This window comes from Xanthomonas sp. NCPPB 3570, assembly GCF_056725115.1.
In genome coordinates this window covers 3,666,789-3,685,572 of the sequence record NZ_CM161513.1, presented here as the reverse complement: position 1 = coordinate 3,685,572, position 18,784 = coordinate 3,666,789, and the positions used below count along the sequence as shown (strand labels likewise).

At 70.1% G+C, this 18,784-nt stretch carries 13 protein-coding genes; 7 read left to right on the top strand and 6 right to left on the bottom strand.

Annotated features, from left to right (window positions below; genetic code table 11):
- Positions 1 to 33 precede the first annotated feature (33 nt).
- The 7 genes from AC1PLR_RS15870 (at position 34) to tkt (ending at position 9,811) form a co-directional block, all read left to right on the top strand.
- Positions 34 to 972, top strand: coding sequence for a DUF58 domain-containing protein (locus AC1PLR_RS15870; RefSeq protein ID WP_481101615.1), 939 nt, complete (start codon positions 34 to 36; stop codon positions 970 to 972).
- Complete coding sequence (locus AC1PLR_RS15865; RefSeq protein ID WP_481101614.1) at positions 969 to 1,439, top strand: DUF4381 domain-containing protein; 471 nt, start codon at positions 969 to 971, stop codon at positions 1,437 to 1,439. The genes AC1PLR_RS15870 and AC1PLR_RS15865 overlap by 4 nt, the downstream gene beginning before the upstream one ends.
- Positions 1,436 to 2,458 (top strand): vWA domain-containing protein, encoded by a 1,023-nt coding sequence (locus tag AC1PLR_RS15860; protein ID WP_209248813.1) that lies wholly within the window; start codon positions 1,436 to 1,438, stop codon positions 2,456 to 2,458. The genes AC1PLR_RS15865 and AC1PLR_RS15860 overlap by 4 nt, the downstream gene beginning before the upstream one ends.
- Positions 2,455 to 4,320, top strand: a complete 1,866-nt coding sequence (locus AC1PLR_RS15855) for a VWA domain-containing protein (protein ID WP_481101613.1) — start codon at positions 2,455 to 2,457, stop codon at positions 4,318 to 4,320. The genes AC1PLR_RS15860 and AC1PLR_RS15855 overlap by 4 nt, the downstream gene beginning before the upstream one ends.
- Positions 4,317 to 6,077 carry a BatD family protein gene (locus tag AC1PLR_RS15850; protein ID WP_481101612.1) on the top strand — a complete coding sequence of 587 codons (1,761 nt, stop codon included), beginning with the start codon at positions 4,317 to 4,319 and terminating at the stop codon, positions 6,075 to 6,077. Before AC1PLR_RS15855 ends, AC1PLR_RS15850 begins: the two co-directional genes overlap by 4 nt.
- A 206-nt stretch (positions 6,078 to 6,283) precedes the next feature.
- Positions 6,284 to 7,573, top strand: coding sequence for a dicarboxylate/amino acid:cation symporter (locus tag AC1PLR_RS15845; RefSeq protein WP_481101611.1), 1,290 nt, complete (start codon positions 6,284 to 6,286; stop codon positions 7,571 to 7,573).
- A 237-nt stretch (positions 7,574 to 7,810) separates the two neighbouring features.
- Complete coding sequence (gene tkt / locus AC1PLR_RS15840) at positions 7,811 to 9,811, top strand: transketolase (protein ID WP_481101610.1); 2,001 nt, start codon at positions 7,811 to 7,813, stop codon at positions 9,809 to 9,811.
- Between the two features lie 106 nt (positions 9,812 to 9,917).
- Here tkt and AC1PLR_RS15835 read toward each other — a convergent pair whose 3' ends face one another.
- The 6 genes from AC1PLR_RS15835 to AC1PLR_RS15810 all read right to left on the bottom strand — a co-directional run bounded on the left by AC1PLR_RS15835 (position 9,918) and on the right by AC1PLR_RS15810 (position 18,779).
- Positions 9,918 to 10,841, bottom strand: coding sequence for an IS110 family transposase (locus tag AC1PLR_RS15835; protein WP_481101609.1), 924 nt, complete (start codon positions 10,839 to 10,841; stop codon positions 9,918 to 9,920).
- Positions 10,842 to 11,172: 331 nt separating this feature from the next.
- Positions 11,173 to 11,922, bottom strand: coding sequence for a DUF2894 domain-containing protein (locus AC1PLR_RS15830; protein ID WP_481101608.1), 750 nt, complete (start codon positions 11,920 to 11,922; stop codon positions 11,173 to 11,175).
- Positions 11,912 to 12,562, bottom strand: a complete 651-nt coding sequence (locus AC1PLR_RS15825) for an OmpA family protein (protein ID WP_481101607.1) — start codon at positions 12,560 to 12,562, stop codon at positions 11,912 to 11,914. The genes AC1PLR_RS15830 and AC1PLR_RS15825 overlap by 11 nt, the downstream gene beginning before the upstream one ends.
- A complete protein-coding gene (locus AC1PLR_RS15820) occupies positions 12,559 to 15,015 on the bottom strand; it encodes a DUF802 domain-containing protein (RefSeq protein WP_481101606.1) in 2,457 nt (818 codons plus the stop codon). Before AC1PLR_RS15820 ends, AC1PLR_RS15825 begins: the two co-directional genes overlap by 4 nt.
- Before the next feature lie 10 nt (positions 15,016 to 15,025).
- Complete coding sequence (locus AC1PLR_RS15815; protein ID WP_481101605.1) at positions 15,026 to 15,757, bottom strand: DUF3348 domain-containing protein; 732 nt, start codon at positions 15,755 to 15,757, stop codon at positions 15,026 to 15,028.
- A gap of 274 nt (positions 15,758 to 16,031) precedes the next feature.
- Positions 16,032 to 18,779 (bottom strand): TonB-dependent receptor, encoded by a 2,748-nt coding sequence (locus tag AC1PLR_RS15810; RefSeq protein ID WP_481101604.1) that lies wholly within the window; start codon positions 18,777 to 18,779, stop codon positions 16,032 to 16,034.
- Between the last annotated feature and the right edge of the window lie 5 nt (positions 18,780 to 18,784).

The following is an 18,784-nucleotide window of genomic DNA, read 5'->3' as shown; positions in this document are numbered from 1 at the left end:
GTCCGCCGCCCGCCTGCGCGCGGAGTAACGACGATGGCACCGCAGCCGACCGCGCCGGGCATGCCGCACGCCGCCGCGCCGGCCGAGGCGGGGATCCGCCCCAGCCTGGCCGAGCTGGTGGCCCTGCGCGCTGCGGTCGCGCGCATTCCACCGCCGCGCCGCGGCCGTCATGGCCTCAGTGGGGCCGCCCCGTCGCCGATGCGCGGGCGCGGCATGGAGTACGCCGAATCGCGCGAGTACGTGGTGGGCGATGACGTGCGGCACATCGATTGGCGGCTGACTGCGCGCAGCGGCCGCACCCACACCAAATTGTTCCAGGCCGAGCGCGAACGGCTCAGCCTGATCGTCGCCGATACCGCGCCGTCGCTGTACTTCGGCACCCGCATCCGCTTCAAGTCGGTGCAGGCCGCACGTGCCGGCGCGGTGGCGGCGTGGGCGGCGCAGCGCCAGGGCGATCGGCTGGCCGCCTTGCGCGGCAGCCGCAGCGAAGCGCCGGTGCCGCCCGCGTCCGGACCGCGCGGCGTGCTGCGTGTGCTCGATGCGCTGGCACGCTGGTACGCACAGCCGCCGCAGGAAGACGCGGGCCTGGGCATGGCGCTGGATCACGCGGCCAAGCTGCTGCGACCGGGATCGCGCCTGACCGTGCTGGCCGATCCTGCCAGCGCACAGGCGGTGCCCGCCGCGCGCTGGGCCGCGTTGGCGCTGCACAACGAAGTGGAGCTGCTGCTGCTCGCCGACCCGCTGGAAGTGCAGCCGCCGCGCGCGGCCCTGCCGTTTTGGGCGAGCGGCCGCCGCGTGGAAGTCGATCTGCTGGCGAGCGCCGCGCAACAGCGCTGGCGCGCGCAGTTCGTGCAGCCGCTGGAAACCCTGGCCGCGGAACTGCCGGGCCGCGGCGTGCAGGTGCGGGTGCTGCTGAGCGACGCGCCCAGCGAGTCGTGGTTGCTGCCGGTGCAGCGGGGCGCGACGCCATGAGCCCGCAGCAACTTCCCCTGCGCGATGTGCACCTGCCGCCGGCACCGGCCTGGTGGCCGCCCGCACCGGGCTGGTGGATGCTGGCGGCCGTGTTGCTGCTGGCGATCGGCGCGGCGCTGTTCGTGTGGTTGCGTCGGCGCCAGCGCGTGCAGCGCTGGCAGCGCCAGTTCGACGCGGCAACGCGTACGGGCGAACCGCCGGCGCAGGTGGCCGCGGTCTCGGAGCTGCTGCGGCGCGCGGCGCAACGCCGCGATCCGGCCGCTGCGGCGCTGCAGGGCGAAGAGTGGTTGCGGTTCCTGGATGGCGGCGACAAACACCAGGCGTTCTCCGCCGGCCCCGGCCGCGTGTTGCTCGACGGTGGCTATCGTCCCAGCCTCGACCCGGCACAGGTGCAGGCATTGCTGCCGCTGGCGCGGCGCCGGTTCCTGGCGTTGATGGCGGCGACGCGGCGCGGAGGACGGCGATGAGCCTGTTGCCGTCGTCGTGGCAGAGCCTCAGCGACCTGCTGGCCGGTTTCGCCTGGCCCTGGATGTGGCTGGCGATGCCGCTGCCGTTGCTGGCCAACCTGCTGCTGCCGGCGCGGCGCGGCAATGCGCCGGCCTTGCGCGTGCCCTATGGCGAACGCCTGCAGGCCGTGGCCGCCGCGCCGGCGCGCGGCGGATTGTGGCGTGCCAGCGTGTGGCTGGCATGGCTGGCCTGGTTCTGCCTGTGCGCAGCGGCGGCGCGTCCGCTGCAACTGGGCGAACCCATCATGCCGCCGCAGCAGGCACGCCAGTTGATGCTGGCGGTGGATCTGTCCGGCAGCATGAGCGAGCCGGACATGACCCTGGGCGGACGTGTGGTCGATCGCCTCACCGCGGCCAAGGCGGTGCTGGCCGACTTCCTCGACCGCCGCGACGGCGACCGCATCGGCCTGCTGGTGTTCGGCCAGCAGGCCTATGCGCTGACCCCGTTGACCGCCGATCTGGCCACGGTGCGCGACCAGTTGCGCGACAGCGTGGTCGGCCTGGCCGGGCGCGAGACCGCGTTGGGTGATGCGATCGCGCTGGCGGTCAAGCGCCTGCGCGAGCAGAAGCAGGGCGAGCGCGTGCTGATCGTGCTCACCGACGGCGTCAACACCGCCGGCGTGCTCGACCCGCTGAAGGCCGCGGAACTGGCCAAGGCCGAACACGTGCGCGTGTACACCATCGCCTTCGGTGGCGATGGCGGCATGTCCCTGTTCGGCCTGCCCATCCCCGGCAGCGGCGGCGACGACCAGGTCGACGAGGACACGCTGCGCAAGATCGCGCAGGACACCGGCGGGCGCTTCTTCCGCGCCCGCGACACCGCCGAGCTGGCGTCGATCTACGCCGAACTGGACCGGCTCGAGCCGGTGCGTTCGGCCGGTCCGGCGGTGCGGCCGCGGATCGAACGCTACGCCTGGCCGTTGGCCGCGGCGCTGGTCCTGGCATTGCTGTCCTTCATCTGGCCCTGGAGGCGGCAATGACCCGCGTGGCGGAGTTCCTCCAGGCCCTGCACCTGCTGCGCCCGGAGTGGTTGTGGGCGCTGCTGTTGCTGCCGCTGCTGGCGTGGAGCTGGTGGCGGCGGCGTCGGCGCCGGGACATCTGGCGGCGCACGGTGGACCCGCATCTGCTGCCGCACCTGCTGGCGCGCGGCGATGCCAAGGGCAGCGCCGGCCTGTTGCTGGGCGCGCTGGGGTATGCGCTGGCCGTGTTGGCGCTGGCCGGGCCGAGCTGGCGGCAGGAACAGCAGCCGCTGTGGCAGGCGCGTACGCCGTTGGTGATCGCGCTGGATCTGTCCGCGCAGATCGACGCGCGCGACCTGCCGCCGTCGCGGCTGCTGCAGGCACGGGCCAAGCTGGCGCGGCTGCTGCACGAGCGCGCCGGTGGCGAAGTGGCGCTGGTGGCCTACGCTGGCGAGCCGTACACGGTGGCGCCGCTGACCGACGATGCGGCGAACGTGGGTCTGTTCCTGGATGCGCTGTCGCCGCAGGTGATGCCGGTGGCGGGGCAGCGCACCGACCTGGCGATCGACTGGGCGGCGCAGTTGCTGCGCCAGGCCGGCTTCTCCCGCGGCGACATCCTGGTGCTCAGTGACCAGGCCGACGCGCAGGCGCAACAGGCGGCGGCGCGTGCGGCCGGGCAGGGCTATCACGTGTCCGCGCTGGGATTGGGGACCGCGCAGGGCGCCGCCTACCGCGACGACCAGGGCCGGCTCGCGCACGCGCAACTGGATGCGGGCGCGTTGCGCGCGCTGGCGGCGGCCGGCGCCGGTCGCTACGCCGGGCTGACGCCCGACGATACGGATTTGCGCGCGCTTGGCGTGCTGCGGCCGCAGGAAGAGGATGCGACGGCCGCCGACGAAAGCCATGGCCGGGTCTGGCTGGACCAGGGCTACTGGTTGTTGCCGCCGCTGATGCTGCTGGCATTGCTGGCGTTCCGCCGTCGCGGTGGCGCCGCGGTGCTGCTGCTGGTGTTGGTGCCGCTGGCGGCGCCGCTCCCGGTGCATGCGCAGGCACCGGCGCCGCCACAGGCACAGATGCCGCCACCCGGTCCTGTCGCAGGCGGATTGTGGGAACGTGCCGACCAGGTCCGCCAGCAACGGCTGGACGCGGGCGTGCAGGCCTATCGCAAGGGCGATTTCGCCGCCGCGCAGCAGCAGTTCGAAGGCATCGACAGCGACGCCGGCTGGTACAACCTCGGCAATGCGCTGGCGCGCCAGGGCCGCTACGACGAGGCGATCGACGCCTACGACAAGGCGCTGAAGCTGCATCCGCAGATGGCCGATGCGATCGCCAACCGCGCGGCGGTGGAGGCGGCGCGCAAGCGCCAGTCGTCGCAGAACTCCAAATCCGGCCAGCAGGGCAAGGACGGCCAGCAGCAGAAGGGCGGGCAGTCGCAGAACGGTCAGCAACAGAGCGGCCAGCAGCAAAACGGCCAGCAGCAGTCGGGTCAACAGCAGAACGGTGCGCAGAAGGACCAGCAGCAGAAGGACGGGCAGCAACAGAACGGCCAGCAACAGAACGGCCAGCAGCGGGACGGCCAGCAGGGACGCAATGGCGCCAAGGACGCGCAGCAGGCGCCGCCGAAGCCCGGCGATGCGCAGGCGCAACAACAGGCCGATGCGGCGCAACGCCAGCAGATGCAGCAGGCGATGGCGCAGCAGGGCGGTGCCGACAAGCAGGCCGCCGAACGCGCCGCTGCCGCCGCCAACGAGACGCCGCAGCAGCGCGAGCAGCGCCAGGCGGTGGAGGCATGGTTGCGGCGGGTGCCGGACGATCCGGGCAATCTGCTGCGCGCCAAATTCAGGCTGGAACACGAACGCAGGCAGCGGGAACAAGAACCATGATCCACTTCAGGCGACTCGGCCAGGGGACACGGCTGTGCGCGGTGCTGATGGTAGCGGCCGCGCTGCTGCTGGCGTTGCCGGCGGGCGCGGCCACGCGCGCGTGGCTGGACCGCGACAACGTCGGCGCCGGCGAGGGCGTGACCCTCAACATCGAGACCGACCAGGCCGCGGCCACACCGGACTACACACCGTTGCGCGCGGATTTCGCGCTCAGCAACGAGGTCAAGAGCCGGCAGATGCAGATCGTCAATGGCGCGGTCTCGGCGAAGTCCTTGTTCGGCGTGATGCTGACACCGCGCAGCACCGGCACTCTGGAGATCCCGTCGCTGCAGGTCGGCAACGAGCGCACGGCGCCATTGCGGCTGGAAGTCGCCGCGGCCAGTGCCGCGGTGCCGGCCAGCACCAATGCCGATGTGCCGGCGCAGGTGGCCAATGCCGATGTGTTCGTGCAGACCGTCGTCGACGATGCAAAGCCTTACGTGCAGCAGAGCGTGGGCGTGGTGGTGCGGTTGTATCTCGGCGTGCCGCTGAGTTCGGGCGAGCTCGACCTGGACGCGCCGGCCGGCGCGTCGCTGCAGCGCGTCGGCGACGACATCCAGAACCGTCGCCAGATCGACGGACGCATGTATACGGTGATCGAGCGGCACTACCTGCTGGTCCCCGAACGCAGCGGCGCGCTGCTGTTGCCGGGGGCGCGTTTCAACGGCCGCGGCCCCACCGGCTTCTTCGACGACTACTTCGGCCGCGGCGGCGAACTCAATGCGCGCGGCACTGCGCAGACCCTGCAGGTACGCGCGCAGCCGGCCAATGCGCCGCAGCCCTGGCTGCCGCTGCACGAACTGCGCCTGCGCTACACCGCGACGCCGCAACGCGCCAAGGCCGGCGAGGCCGCCGACATCGTGGTCGAGGCCACCGCACGCGGCGCGACGCAGGCGCAGTTCCCCGAACTGCCCACGCCCAGCGTCGATGGCGCGCAGGTGTTCGCGGAGCCGCCGCAGGTACAGGAACGCTTCGTCGACGGCGGCCCGCAGGTGACCGTCACCCGCCGTTACTCGATCGTGCCGCAGGCAGCGGGCCCGCTGCTGGTGCGTGGCCTGCGCATGCCCTGGTGGGACGTCGGCGCCGGCGCCGCGCGCGAGGCCAGCCTGCCGGACCTGACCCTGCAGGTGCAGCCCGGACAGGGCGTGCCCGCGCCGGCCCCGGCTCCGGTCAGCCCGGCGGCGCCGACGCTGAGCGTGGTTCCTGCCGACACTGCGGTGACGCCGACGCACACACTGCAGGGACGGCTTGCCTCCTTGCCGCTGTGGATGGGATTGGCCGTGGGCTTCGCGGTGCTGTGGCTGCTGACCCTGGTCTGGGCCTGGCGCCGCGCGCGCCGCTCGCGCGCCGTCGCGGCACTACCGGCCACGACGGGCAACGCGGTGCCAAGCGCGACATCGACGCCTGCGCTTGCACGCGCCGCACTGCCGGAACTGCGCAAGGCGCTGGACAGCGGCGGGCTGGACGAGGTGGCGGCGATCCTGTGCGCGCAGGCCGGTGTCGCCGACCTGGATACCGTGGTGCAGCGTCTGGACGATCCGGCGCAGCGCGACGCCGTCCTGCGCATGCAGCACGCGCGCTGGGGCGGTGGTGGCGATGTGGCCGGCGCGCGTGCTGCGTTGCGTACGGCGTTCGCGTCCGGTCCACGCTGGCGCGTCGCAACGCGCGGCGCGGCCGCAGACGATCTGCCGCCGCTGTATCCGAGGCGCAACGCCTGAGTCGGCGGGGCTCGCCAGCCTGCTGTCCGATGACGGGATGGCGCGCGGTGCGGCTCGCCAGCCTCGGCAAGCCTGCGACCTGACATCACGTTGTCGGCGCCCCTTGGCCAGCCGAGGCGCTCGCAGCGCAGCCTATGTCAGCATGTGTTGGTCGATGTCTGCTCATGGTTTGTTAAGCTGAGTGCTTCTCCTCGCAAGGCGCACTCATGACCGACACCCCCGTGAAGGCCGAAACCGGCATGCCGTTGCACTGGAAAATGGCGATCGGCTTCGTCCTCGGGCTGGTGCTGGGCCTGGCGGTGCACATGAGCGTGGGCGGCGATGCGGCCTGGGTGCAGGCGCTGACCAAGTACCTCACCACGCCGTTCTCCAAGCTGTTCCTCAGCCTGATCTTCATGCTGATCGTGCCGCTGCTGTTCTCGGCGCTGGTGATGGGCATTTCGGAGATGGGCGACATCCGCGCGCTCGGGCGCATCGGCTGGAAGACGCTGGGCTACACGGTGGTGCTGTCGGGTGTGGCGGTGCTGCTGGGCCTGGTGCTGGTCAACGTGCTCAAGCCCGGCATCGGCGTGGATCGCGAACTGGCGCAGCAGTTGCTGCAGCAGAACGTGGAGCGCACCGCGCAGATCGTCGACCAGAGCAAGCACCAGCCGCACGGCATGGACATGCTGCTGTCGATCGTGCCCGACAACGTGGTCGCAGCCGCCTCCAGCAATGGCGCGATCCTGTCGCTGATGTTCTTCGCGGTGATGTTCGGCGTGGGCATGGTGCTCAGCGAAGACGCCAAGGTGGCGACGCTGCGCCGCGGCATCGAGGGCGTGTTCGAGATCTCGATGACCCTGATCGGGTTGGTGATCCGCCTGGCGCCGTATGCAGTGGCCTGCTTCATGTTCAACCTGGCGGCGCTGTTCGGCTTCGAGCTGCTGGTGCGGCTGGGCGCCTACGTGGGCGTGGTGGTGCTGGCGCTGGGCCTGCACATGGTGGTGAGTTACGGCGTGGCGGTGCGCCTGGCCGGGCGCTCGCCGCTGTGGTTCTTCCGCGCCACTCGCGAGGCGACGGTGATGGCGTTTTCCACCGCGTCCAGCAACGCCACCCTGCCGACCGCGCTGCGCGTGGCCGACCAAATGGGGCTGCCGCACAAGGTGTCGCGGTTCGTGCTCACCGTCGGCGCCACCGCCAACCAGAACGGCACTGCGCTGTTCGAGGGCGTGACGGTGATCTTCCTGGCCCAGTTCTTCGGCGTGGAGCTGAGCATCGCGCAGCAGTGCATGGTGATGCTGGTGTGCATCCTCGGCGGCATCGGCACCGCGGGCGTGCCGTCCGGCTCGCTGCCGGTGGTGGCGCTGATCTGCGCGATGGTCGGGGTGGACCCGGTCGGCATCGGCATGATCCTGGGCGTCAACCATTTCCTGGACATGTGCCGCACCGCGCTGAACGTGACCGGCGACTTGGCCCTGACCACGATGGTGGCCAAGGGCGAGGATGGCCGGGATTAGGGAGTCGGGATTGGGGATTGGTAAAGGCGGCAGCGTCGCCGCCTGACCGGCGGCGCGTGAGAGCGGCCTCAGCCGCGATGGGCCTCCCGGTGAACGCCTGTCGCGGCTGAAGCCGCTCCTACGTCATCTCGGGCGTCCAGCCGGTGACGCTACCAATCCCCAATCCCCAATCCCCAATCCCCGCCTGTGGGACAATAGTGGGCCCGACGCCACGCGCCCGCTTCCGACAGATCCCTCATGACGACGCCTACCCGCCGCGAACTCGCCAACGCGATCCGTTTCCTTGCCGCCGATGCGGTCGAGGCCGCCAATTCCGGCCATCCCGGCATGCCGATGGGCATGGCCGACATCGCCGAAGTGCTGTGGAACGATTTCCTCAGCCACAACCCGAACAATCCGCACTGGTTCAACCGCGACCGCTTCGTGCTGTCCAACGGCCACGGCTCGATGCTGCAGTACGCGCTGCTGCACCTGTCCGGCTACGACCTGCCGATCGAGGAGCTCAAGCGCTTCCGCCAACTGCACAGCAAGACCGCCGGCCACCCCGAGCGCAGCGAGACCCCCGGGGTGGAGACCACCACCGGTCCGCTGGGCCAGGGCTTTGCCAACGCGGTCGGTTTCGCGCTGGCCGAGAAGCTGCTGGCGCAGCGCTACAACCGCCCCGAGCACCAGATCGTCGACCACCGCACCTGGGTGTTCATGGGCGACGGCTGCATGATGGAGGGCGTGTCCCACGAAGCCGCCTCGCTGGCCGGCACCTGGGGCCTGGGCAAGCTGGTGGCGTTCTGGGACAACAACCATATCTCCATCGACGGCAATACCGCCGGCTGGTTCAGCGACAACACCCCGGCCCGGTTCGAGGCCTATCACTGGCACGTGATCCGCGATGTCGACGGCCAGGATGCCGATGCGGTCAAGGCCGCGATCGAGGCGGCGATCGCCGAGAGCGAGAAGCCGACCCTGATCTGCTGCCGCACCACCATCGGCTTCGGTGCGCCGACCAAGGCCGGCAAGGAATCCTCGCACGGCGCCGCGCTGGGCAAGGAAGAGCTGGAGGGCGCGCGCAAGGCGCTGAACTGGCCGTATGCGCCGTTCGAGATCCCGCAGGCGATCTACGACGGCTGGCGCGCCGGTGGTGCCGGCACGCTGCGCCAGGCCGAGTGGGAGCAGGCCTTCGACAAGTACGCCAAGCAGTACCCGGCCGAAGCCGCGGAACTGACCCGCCGCTCGCACGGCGAGCTGCCGGAGGACTTCCTCGCCCAGGCCGACGCCTATATCGCCAAGCAGGCCGCCGAAGGCCAGACCATCGCCTCGCGCAAGGCCTCGCAGATGGCGATCGAGGCGTTCGCGCCGCTGCTGCCGGAACTGGTCGGAGGTTCGGCCGACCTGGCGCATTCCAACCTGACCCTGTGGAAGGCCAGCAAGTCGGTGGCCAGCGACGACCCGAACGCCAACTACGTGTACTACGGCGTGCGCGAGTTCGGCATGACCGCCATCGCCAACGGCCTGGCGCTGCACGGCGGTTTCATTCCGTTCGACGCCACCTTCCTGGTGTTCAGCGACTACGCGCGCAACGGCGTGCGCATGAGCGCGCTGATCCCGGCGCATGCGATCCACGTCTATACCCACGACTCGATCGGCCTGGGCGAGGACGGCCCGACTCACCAGCCGGTGGAGCATCTGGCGTCGCTGCGCTACATCCCCAACAACGACGTGTGGCGCCCCTGCGACGCGGTGGAGTCGGCGGTGAGCTGGAAGGCCGCGATCACCCGCAAGGACGGCCCGAGCTGCCTGGTGTTCAGCCGCCAGAACCTGCCGCACCAGCCGCGCAGCGCCGAGCAGATCAAGCTGATCGAGCGCGGCGGTTACGTGCTGGCCGATGCCGAAGGCGGCACGCCCGACGTGATCCTGATCGGCACCGGCTCGGAAGTGGGCCTGGCGGTGGAAGCCAAGCAGGCGCTGGATGCCGCGGGCCTGAAGACCCGCGTGGTGTCGATGCCGTGCACCGACGTGTTCGATCGCCAGGACGCCGCCTACCGCGAGTCGGTGCTGCCGGCGGCGGTGCGCAAGCGCGTGGCGGTGGAAGCGGGCGTCACCGCGTTCTGGCGGGCCTACGTGGGCCTGGACGGCGCCGTGGTCGGCATCGACAGCTTCGGCGCCTCGGCGCCGGCGAACGTGCTGTACAAGCACTTCCAGATCACCGCCGAGCACGTGGTGGCGGCGGCAAAGGCGCTGTAAGCCGAGAGCCACGGTGGTGACGAAAAAGGCCGGCGCATGCCGGCCTTTTTCTTGCCTGTGCGAATGTATCGCATGGAGAGAAACTGGATCTTGTAGGAGTCAACTGTCATGCACCTGCGATGACAGGAGGAGCGTACGGGGCCTGATCGCGCGCGATGGCATTGAGCCAGCGCAAGAACTTGTGCATGCAGGCGACGATGGCGACCTTGGCCGGCTTGCCCGCTGCGCGCAGACGTGCGTAGGTGTTGGCCAAGGGGGATTTGGCGCGGATGCTGGCCCAGGTGGCCATGTACAGCACGCGCCGCACGTCGGCACGTCCGCCTTTGATGCGGCGCTGGCCTTTCCAGCAACCGCTGTCGTGATTGAACGGGGCCAGCCCGATCAGGGCAGCGAGCTTGCGTGGCGGCAGCGTGCCCAGCTCTGGCAGCCGCGCGGCCAGAACCGCGCGCAGGATCGTGCCGAGCCCAGGCACCTTGGGTAGGCTCGAGCAGGTCTTGCCCTGCTGCTCGATCTCCTGCATCAACGTCTGGATCTGCTGGTTCAGCAGGGCGATCACCTCTCGGCAGCGGTGTTGCGCCTTGGCGCTGGTAATGTGTTCCAAGCGCCGCCGATGGGCATCGCGCTGGCCCACCAGCGTGGCACGCAGGTCCAGCAGTTCGCGAAGAGACTGCTGGTGCCCGGGCACCACGGGCGTGGGGGTGGTCGGGATGTGCTGGGCGGCGATGGCCAGCAGGCGCGCGTCCAGGGCATCGGTCTTGGCATGCAGGCCCAAGGCCTGGGCGAGCTTGCGCGGACGATCGGCGGGCATCCGCACCACGGGCAGATCGGCCTGCCGCAACACTTGCAGCACGGCACGTTCGTACCCACCGCTGGCTTCCAGCACGATCCGCTCGCAGTCCATCCCAGCCAGACGTTGGGCCAGCGCACGCTGCCCCTGTGGCGTATTGGGCTGGGTCCAGGCCTGCTCGTCCGGCAGGGCATGAATGACCAGTTCGGCCTTGGATACATCGATCCCGACATGGCGTCGCATAGACGTTCTCCGCAGTAGACTCATGGACGAGAGCGCTCCTGCCGATGCCCATGCTTGTGGAGTTCGAGCTCGTCACTCGGGCAACTGTTCGGGCTTGTCAGGCAGGAGAACCGGAGTGCGGCGGCGCTGACTCCTACTCGTGCTTGCTGGCACTGCGGCTAAACGGCCTGCCGCACTCCGCTCTCACCTACAACGATAGACCCTTATTTGACACAAGCGGCTTCAGCCGCGACCGCAGTTCTATGTAACGCCCGTCGCGGCTGATCCCCTAAAAGGGACAAGAGCCGCTCCTACGACCACGCAATCGGCGCAATGCGCGTCGGCGATGCGGTCAACCGCGCTTGCGCGGCTTGCTGCGCGGCGTCGAAGGCTTGCCGGCAGCGCTGCCGGATTTCTGCGGCGTCGCCAGTGCGCCAGTCTCCTGCAGTTGCTGCAACCAGGACAGTGCGTCGACGTAGGACAGGAAGTGCTGCAGGTAGCCGGGCGAAAGAGTGCGCATCAACGCCAATGCGCGATGCACCAGCACGCCGGAGTTGAGCGGGCCGGCGTCGGCGGGAGCCGGTTGCAGCGACTGCCGCAATTGGCTGCGGCTGCGCAATTCTGTCCACAGCCGGCGTGCGTCTTCGACCGCGGGCAACTGTGGTGCGGCGAGGCGCGCTGCGGCGCTTGCTGCCGGCGCGTGCGACGGCGCAGCGGCGTCTGCGTCGATTGCGTCGGTCGCCTTGGACGTCTCGGTGTCGGCATCCTCATGGGCGCCGACGTCGGTGTCCTGGCCGCTGCAGGCAGTGGCCGCCGCAGTCGCAGGCCGGTACTGCGCCAGCAAGGCGCCGAGCGGGCCTGGGTGATGCGCTCGCATCGCGGCATCAGCGGCATTCTGCGGCGCCATGGCCCATGTCGCGGCGTAAGCGTCGAGCAACGCGGACAGCTTCTGCTCCAGCAGTTCCCGCGCCTTGCCCTGCTGCGCCTCGGTGCGGCGCGCCAGCGCTTCGAGGAAACGGAAGCGCAGCGGGTCGAGCCGCTCGGCATGCTGTGCACGCAAGGCGGCGAGGCGGTCGGCAGCCGGGATCCGATCAGGGTGCATGCGGTGTCGCGGCACGCTTGCGCATGCGCGGCAGCGGTGCCATTTCCACGCGGCGGTTGCTGGCGCGTCCGGCCTCGTCCACGTTCGGCGCCACTGGCTGCTGCGCGCCGAAGGCGGCGGCGAAGACCGCATCGGCGGGGACGCCTGCCTCGATCAGGGCACGGGTCACGGTCAACGCGCGTTCGGCCGACAGTTCCCAGTTGTCGGCGAACTGGCGATTGCTCTCGCGCACCTGGCGATCATCGGTGAAGCCGCTGACCATCAGGATCTCGTCGCGCGCCTTGAGGTAGCCGGCCAGCGGCGCGGCCAGGCTCTTCAGCAGGTCGCGGCCCTCCGGCTGCAACTGATCGGAGTTCAGTGCGAACAGCACGTTGCCGCGGATGCCGATGCGGCCGTCGACCAAGGTCACCCGGCCGGCTGCCAGCGGTGCCGCCAGCGCCTGTTCCAGGGTCTTGCGCTGCTGCGCTTCGAGCTGGCGCTGGCGCATCTCCGCCTCCAGCTTGTTCGACAGCTGCAGTTGCACGCCGATCACGCCGATCAGGATCAGCACGAAGGCGCCGAGCAGTACCGACATCAGGTCGCCGAACACCGCCCAGACCGGGGCGCCGTTGTCGGCGTCCAGTTCCAGTTCGTCGCTCATGCTGCGTCGGCCTGGTCGGGCGCCTGGCGCGCGGCGAGCTGGCGCAATTCCTCGGTGATCTGCTGCTGCGAGAGCATGCTCAGGTCGATCACCTCACGCGCCTGCGCCACGTAGTAGGCCAGTTGCTCGTCGCTGCGCGCCAGCGACTTGTCCAGGGCCTGCTCGATGCCCTGCAGGCGTTCCAGCAAGGCCATGTTCGATTCGCCGAAGGCCTGTACCGCGCCGGAGAACGCATCGCCCAGGCTGGCCACTTCGGTGGCGCCGGCGACGACCTGCGCGGCGGCGTCGCCGAGCTTGCCGGTCTCGGCCTCGATCCGGTCGGTGAAGCGGCTGCCGACGCGCTCCAGCAGGTCGGCCGAGGTCGCCACCAACGCGTCCACCGCGCTGCGCTGTTCGGTGGACGCGTGGTTGACCGCCTCCAGCAGGGTCTGCAGCGTGGCCAGCAGACGGTTGCGCTCGTCGAGCATGGCGGTGTCGCGGACCATGCTGTCGGAGAGTTTCTGGCGCAGTTCCGCGACCACGTCGGCCGCGGCCTTCGGCGCTTCCGAGGCGACCTGCACCAGCCGCTCGATCTCGGCAATGGTGTCGCGCGCCTGCGCCTGGCTCTGTTCGGACATCGCCGCCGCGGTTTCCTGCAGGGTGCTGCAGATCTCCTGCTGGCGCTGCGCGATGCGCTCGCCATGCTGTTCCCACTGCCCGCCGAGGGTCGCGGCCATGCTGGCGAAGCTGTCGGTCCAGGCACGCAGGCGCGCCTGGTCGCGCGCTGCCAGCGCCTCCTGCAGGTCGGCGTGCGCCTGCCGCAGCGTCTCGGCCAGCGCGGCGGCGCGTTGCTCCAGGCTGGCAGCGGCAGCGTCCAGTGCCTGCGCGTTGTGCGTGGCCAACGTCGCGCTGATCTCGCGCTGCTGCGCCAGCGCCGCGCTCCAGGCCTGTTGCGCGGCCTCGACGGTGGCATCCAGGCGGGTGACCACCGTCTCCAGCGCCTGCGCATGGCGCGTGGCGAGCGTGTCGTTGACCTCGCGCTGCTGCGTCAGCGCCGCGCCCCAGGCTTGTTGTGCGGCTTCGGCAGTGGCGTCCAGGCGCGTCGCCACGGTGTCCAGTGCCTGCGCATGACGCGCGGCGAGCGCGTCGTTGACCTCGCGCTGCTGCGCCAGCGCTGCGCTCCAGGCTTGCTGTGCGGCTTCGGCGGTGGCATCCAGCCGGCTCGTCACCGTGTCCAGTGCCTGCGCATGGCGCGCGGCGAGGCTGTCATTGACCTCGCGTTGTTGCGTCAGGGCTTCGTTCCAGGCCTGCCTGGCGCCGTCGCTGGCGCCCTGCAGGCGTGCCGCGGTCGCCTCCACCAGCGTGGTGGCACGTTGCTCCAGGCCGTCGCCGGCGCGTTGCAACGCGCTGCCGAGTTCCTGCAGCAGCGCGCCGTTGACGCGTTGCTGCTCGGCCAGCGCGCTGTCCCAGCGCTGCGTGGCCTGTTCGGCGGCCTGGGCGAAGCCTTTGGCCAGGCCGTCCAGTTGCCGCTGCACCGCCTGGCCGACGCTGTCCTGCAGCGCGGCGGTTTCGCGTGCCACGCCGTCGAGGGTGCGTTGCACCACCGGCTCCAGCGCATCGCCGAACGCACGCGCATGCGCGGCCACGCCGGCCTGCAGGGCGTGTTCGACCGCGCCGGCCAGGCGCGTGTAGGCGGCCTCGGTGCGGCTGTGGAAGGCGTCCTGGCTGCTGGCCAGGCGTTCGCCGCTGACCGCGCTGTGCTGTTCCAACGCCGCCATCATCGTCTGCATGCGCTCGATCAGGCCGGGCATCAGCGTGGCCTGCGCCTGCAGCAGCTTGAACGCCTCGTTGCGCTGGTAGGCCAGCGAATGCGTGCGCAGCGCGGTGGCCGCATGCAGATCCAGGTGCTGCACCGCCTGCAGGCGCTCGCGCCGGCACAGCGCGGCGAGCAGGCCGAGCATCGCCGAGGCGGCCACGCCGGCGATGGAGGTGCCGAAGGCGAAGCCCAGGCCCTTCAGCGGCGCCGCCAGCGAGGCGCGGATGGCATTCAGATCGGTGGCGCTGTCCAGCGCCAGGCCGGTGCCGCGCAGCGTCGCCATCATGCCCAGGAAGGTGCCGAGCATGCCCAGCAGCACCAGCAGGCCGACCAGGTACGGGGTCAGCGCCGGCACCGGCAGGGCCGCGCGCTCGCCTTCGATGCGCAGGCGCACCGCGTTGCGCAGGCTCGGATGCAGCCGTTGCAGCCAGCCGCCCAGGTCGTCGCGCGCGGACTCGGCCTCGCTCAGCGCGGTCTGCAACGTCGCTGTGGCCTGACGGTAGCGGTACAACTCGGCGATGCCGGCCAGGTAGCACAGGCCGATCAGCGCGGCGAAGCTGGCGCCCAGCGGGTTGGAGCCGAGATAGCCGACGCCGATCCAGCAAACCACGGCGAGGCCGGCAAGGAACAGGACGGAATGGAGCAGGGTCTTGGGCATGAGGGTCGAATCAACGGCTGCGAAGCGCGGCGAGCAGCGCTTCGATGGGATGGAAGCGGACGTCCAGTTCGGCGCGCAACACGCTGTGCAGGTCCTGGCGGAACAGGTCCAGCCAGGCCGTGTCGGCAGGCGCCGGCGGAACGTCGGTGAGGGAAGGATCGGGGGCGGGCGCAGCGGCGGCGCGCAGGCGCTGGAAATGCAATTCCAGCAGGTTCGGCACCGTCGCCAGCAGGGTCTGCTCGCGTGGGCTGAGGGTCAGTTCCATCACCGCATCGACCTCGGCCAGCCGCGCCATCTCCGGCGAGAGCGGGACCAGCGCATCGCGCAGCAGGCCGCGCAGGCGCCCGGTGGCGGTGAGCATCGCGCGCTGCAGCGCCAGGTAGCGCTGGCGGAATGGCGCGTAGTCGATCGGTGCGTCGGGATCGTGCTGGCGCTTGCCCACGGGCTTGCCGGTTTCCTTGGCGATGTCCAGGGCGATGCTCTCTTCCAGCGCGGCGCGCACGCGGCCGCATTCGGCCTCCAGCGCCGACGGTTCCGGCGCCTCGGGGGCGTCCTCGGCAGGCTCGGGCAGTTTGCCGTCCAGCGCCCGCGACACCGCCACTGCGCGGTTCCAGTCGATCCATTGGCCGAGCCGGTCGGCCAGCGCGGGGCTGGACGCGGGCATCGGCGCATCGCTCAGGCGCGCCAGCAGGCGAATGAAGGCCGGGCCCGGGACGGGCGCCCGCGGAAGGGCTTTCGCCATGTGAGGGGTCAAAAACCCGCAATTTTACACGCGAATGACATCCCCCGCCGGTACCCGCCCCTGAAGGGCGGAAACCCTTGCGTGGCGGGCGCCGCCCGGTGTCGGCGGCGTGCGGGTGGATCGATGGCGCAGAGGCCCCGGGGGGGCGGGATGACGCTGGAACGGTGCGCAGGATCGATCACTGCCCCCAGCGTTCGCCTAGCGCCAGTGGCGCGTCGATGGGGGCGATGCGTCGCAAGGCCTCCGACGCGGCGCGCCGGAGGCACAGGGGGCGTCAGTAGGTGTAGCTCAGCGTCAGCATGTACACGCGCCCGGTTTCCAGGTAGGCGCCGTCGGCACCGGGGTCGTAGGCCATGTAGCGGGTGGACTTGCCCTGGGTCTCGTAAAACGTGGCCGAATTCAGCAGGTTCTTGGCGGCGATGCCGACGTCGATGCCGTGCGGCAGGTGGTAGGTGGCGGTGAAGTCCAGCGACTTGACCGGCTGCAGGTAGTAGTTGAGCCGGTCGCTGGTCAGGCCGAGCAATTGCAGGCCGGTGTAGTTGTAGCTCAGGTCGGCACGCAGGCGGCTGTCGTCGTAGAACAGGTCCAGGTTGTAGATGCGCTCGGGCGCACGCGGCAGCCAGGTCTTTTCGGGCTGGTCGGCGCGCTTGCTGTCGGCGGAACTGTGCTGCAGGGTCAGGTTTGCGGCGATACCGAAGTTGCCCCAGAACCCAGGCAAATCCTGCAGGCGCTTGCTGCCGGCCAGTTCCACGCCGTACAGCGTCGCGGTGCCGCCGTTCTGCGGCATGGTCACCGGCACGCCGTCCTCGAAGGTGGTACCGGTCGGCACCAGGCCACCCAGCGTGTTGTCGTTGCTGGTCGCCGACTGCGAGGTGTAGATGAAGCCGGTGATGCGCTTGTAGTAGGTCGAAGCGCTGAGCACGCCGCCATTGCGGTCGTAGAACTCCGCGGACAGGTCCGCGTTGTCGGCCTTGCTCGGCTGCAGGTCGGGATTGGGTTTGGAGATGCCGATGACCTTCTGGGTGGGGTCGACGGTGTACACCGTCTCGCCGGAGATCAGCCCGAACGCCGGACGGCTGAAGCTGCGCCGCAGCGAGGCGCGGTAGACGGTCAGCTCGTCCGGGCGATAGTTGAGGCTGATGCCCGGCAACACCTCGCCGTAGCTGCGGCCGCTGCCGACGAAGCGGCCATTGATGCCGTCGCCGTTCGATTGCCACGCGTCGGCGGAATAACGAGTCAGTTCGTAGCGTACGCCGGGCAGGATGGTCACCGCGCCGACATGCAGCGTGGCCATCGCGTAGCCGGCGTAGATCGCCTCGGTGCTGGAGGTGGTGTTGGCGTTGTAGTCGTTGGCGGTATAGATGCCCGCGCCATTGGGATCGTTGACGTACTTGTAGGGCACCGCCTGCGCGCGCACCCAGTCGCGGTCGAGGATCTTGAACGGGCCGGCGTAGTGGCCATCGAACGCCGCGTAGGTGAGGCGGCCGGGCAGCGCGCTCAGCGGCGGGCCGCCGGCGTTGGGGAACACGTAGTTGCTGCCGCCGAAGTAGGGGCCGTTGTAGACGAAGTTGCCGTCCTTGTGGAAGAACGGATGATCGTAGGAACCGCGGTCGGCGTGGTCGAGCGACAGGCCGGTCTTGACCTCGTCGAGCACGTCGCCGTCCACGCGGTAGCTGATGTCGGCATGGGCGCTGGCGCGGTTGTCGTGGCTGCCGGCATCGTGGCCCTGGGTTTTCCAGAACAGCGCCGAATCCAGGCTGTAGAAGAAGTTCTTCAGGGCCGGCGAACTGGGTTCGATGCTGGGATAGGTGGGATCGCTCAGGTCGAACGCGAAGCTGCCCGGGGTGAAGCCGTACAGGCTCGCGGCGACGTAGTCCGGGCGGCTGCGCGTGCCGCGGCCGAACGAGCCGCCGTAGTCGAAGCGCAGGCGATCCAGCGTGGTCTGTCCGCCCAGCTGCAGCGTGGCCAGGGTTTCCTTGATGTCGTGGGTGTTGAAGTAGCCGCCACGCACCGCGGTCGGCTGATTGTTGACGGTTTCCAGGCGTGCGCTGGACTGGTCCTGCTGGCCGGTGACGTTGTAGCTGCCGTAGATGGCACGGGCGAAGAGGGAGGTGTGGTCGCCCTGCCAGTCGAAGGCGAGATTGCCGCCGTAGCGCTCGATCTGGCTGGTGTAGACGCTGTACTTGTAGCGCGCGCTGAGCAGCGGGCCGACATCGCGCAGGTCCACCGCCTTGGCCTGCGCCGGGTCCGCCGGGAAGTACGCGCTGTTGGGCGCCGGCGCCTGCGCCATGTTGTTGTTCTTGCCGTAGTAGGCCGAGGCATAGACGCCGAACGCGTGGTCGTCGCCGAACTTCCAGGCCAGCTCCTGTTGCAGCGTGCCGCCGGTGTGCTTGCCGCCGAGGTCGGAAGCGAGCGCGTTGAACTGGCCCTGCGCGGTGGTCTTGCCGTAGAAGTCGCCATCGAAGTCGAACGCGCTGGGCGTGCGCATGTCGATCGCGCCGCCGATCGCGTCGCCCGGCAGGTCCGGGGTCGGCGACTTGGAGACCTTGACCGACTGGATGCCGAACGGCGCCAGCATGTTCAGCGAGATCGCACGCGTGGACGAATCGGTCTCGGGCATGCCGAAGCCGTTGAGGCGGTAGCTGTTGTAGCTGGCGTCCAGGCCGCGGATGCTGACGTAGGCGTTCTCGCCAGTGGTGGCCTGGCCCAGGTGCATGTCGCTGTAGGCCGACAGCCCGGGCAGGTGCGCGACCACGTCGGCGATGCCGGCGGAGGGAATCGCGTCGATCTGCTGCTTGCTCATCACGCTGTTGACGCCGTTGGACAGGCGCTGTTCGTCCAATGAACCCGGCACGGTGGCTTGGGCGGCCTGCACGTTGACCGAGTCCAGGGTGGTGGTGCGCGCGCTGGCGTCAGCGGGGTCGTTGGCGTCGTTGGCGTCGCTGGCGTGGGCGGCCGGCGAGAGCGCAAGCGCGAGGGCGATGGCACAGCACAAGGGGCGGGGGCGATGGAACGGGAGCATGGGGG

Coding starts and splice junctions, on each gene's coding strand:
- AC1PLR_RS15870 (WP_481101615.1), top strand. CDS start 34: ATGGCACCGCAGCCGACCGCGCCGGGCATGCCGCACGCCGCCGCGCCG.
- AC1PLR_RS15865 (WP_481101614.1), top strand. CDS start 969: ATGAGCCCGCAGCAACTTCCCCTGCGCGATGTGCACCTGCCGCCGGCA.
- AC1PLR_RS15860 (WP_209248813.1), top strand. CDS start 1,436: ATGAGCCTGTTGCCGTCGTCGTGGCAGAGCCTCAGCGACCTGCTGGCC.
- AC1PLR_RS15855 (WP_481101613.1), top strand. CDS start 2,455: ATGACCCGCGTGGCGGAGTTCCTCCAGGCCCTGCACCTGCTGCGCCCG.
- AC1PLR_RS15850 (WP_481101612.1), top strand. CDS start 4,317: ATGATCCACTTCAGGCGACTCGGCCAGGGGACACGGCTGTGCGCGGTG.
- AC1PLR_RS15845 (WP_481101611.1), top strand. CDS start 6,284: ATGACCGACACCCCCGTGAAGGCCGAAACCGGCATGCCGTTGCACTGG.
- tkt (WP_481101610.1), top strand. CDS start 7,811: ATGACGACGCCTACCCGCCGCGAACTCGCCAACGCGATCCGTTTCCTT.
- AC1PLR_RS15835 (WP_481101609.1), bottom strand. CDS start 10,841: ATGCGACGCCATGTCGGGATCGATGTATCCAAGGCCGAACTGGTCATT.
- AC1PLR_RS15830 (WP_481101608.1), bottom strand. CDS start 11,922: ATGCACCCTGATCGGATCCCGGCTGCCGACCGCCTCGCCGCCTTGCGT.
- AC1PLR_RS15825 (WP_481101607.1), bottom strand. CDS start 12,562: ATGAGCGACGAACTGGAACTGGACGCCGACAACGGCGCCCCGGTCTGG.
- AC1PLR_RS15820 (WP_481101606.1), bottom strand. CDS start 15,015: ATGCCCAAGACCCTGCTCCATTCCGTCCTGTTCCTTGCCGGCCTCGCC.
- AC1PLR_RS15815 (WP_481101605.1), bottom strand. CDS start 15,757: ATGGCGAAAGCCCTTCCGCGGGCGCCCGTCCCGGGCCCGGCCTTCATT.
- AC1PLR_RS15810 (WP_481101604.1), bottom strand. CDS start 18,779: ATGCTCCCGTTCCATCGCCCCCGCCCCTTGTGCTGTGCCATCGCCCTC.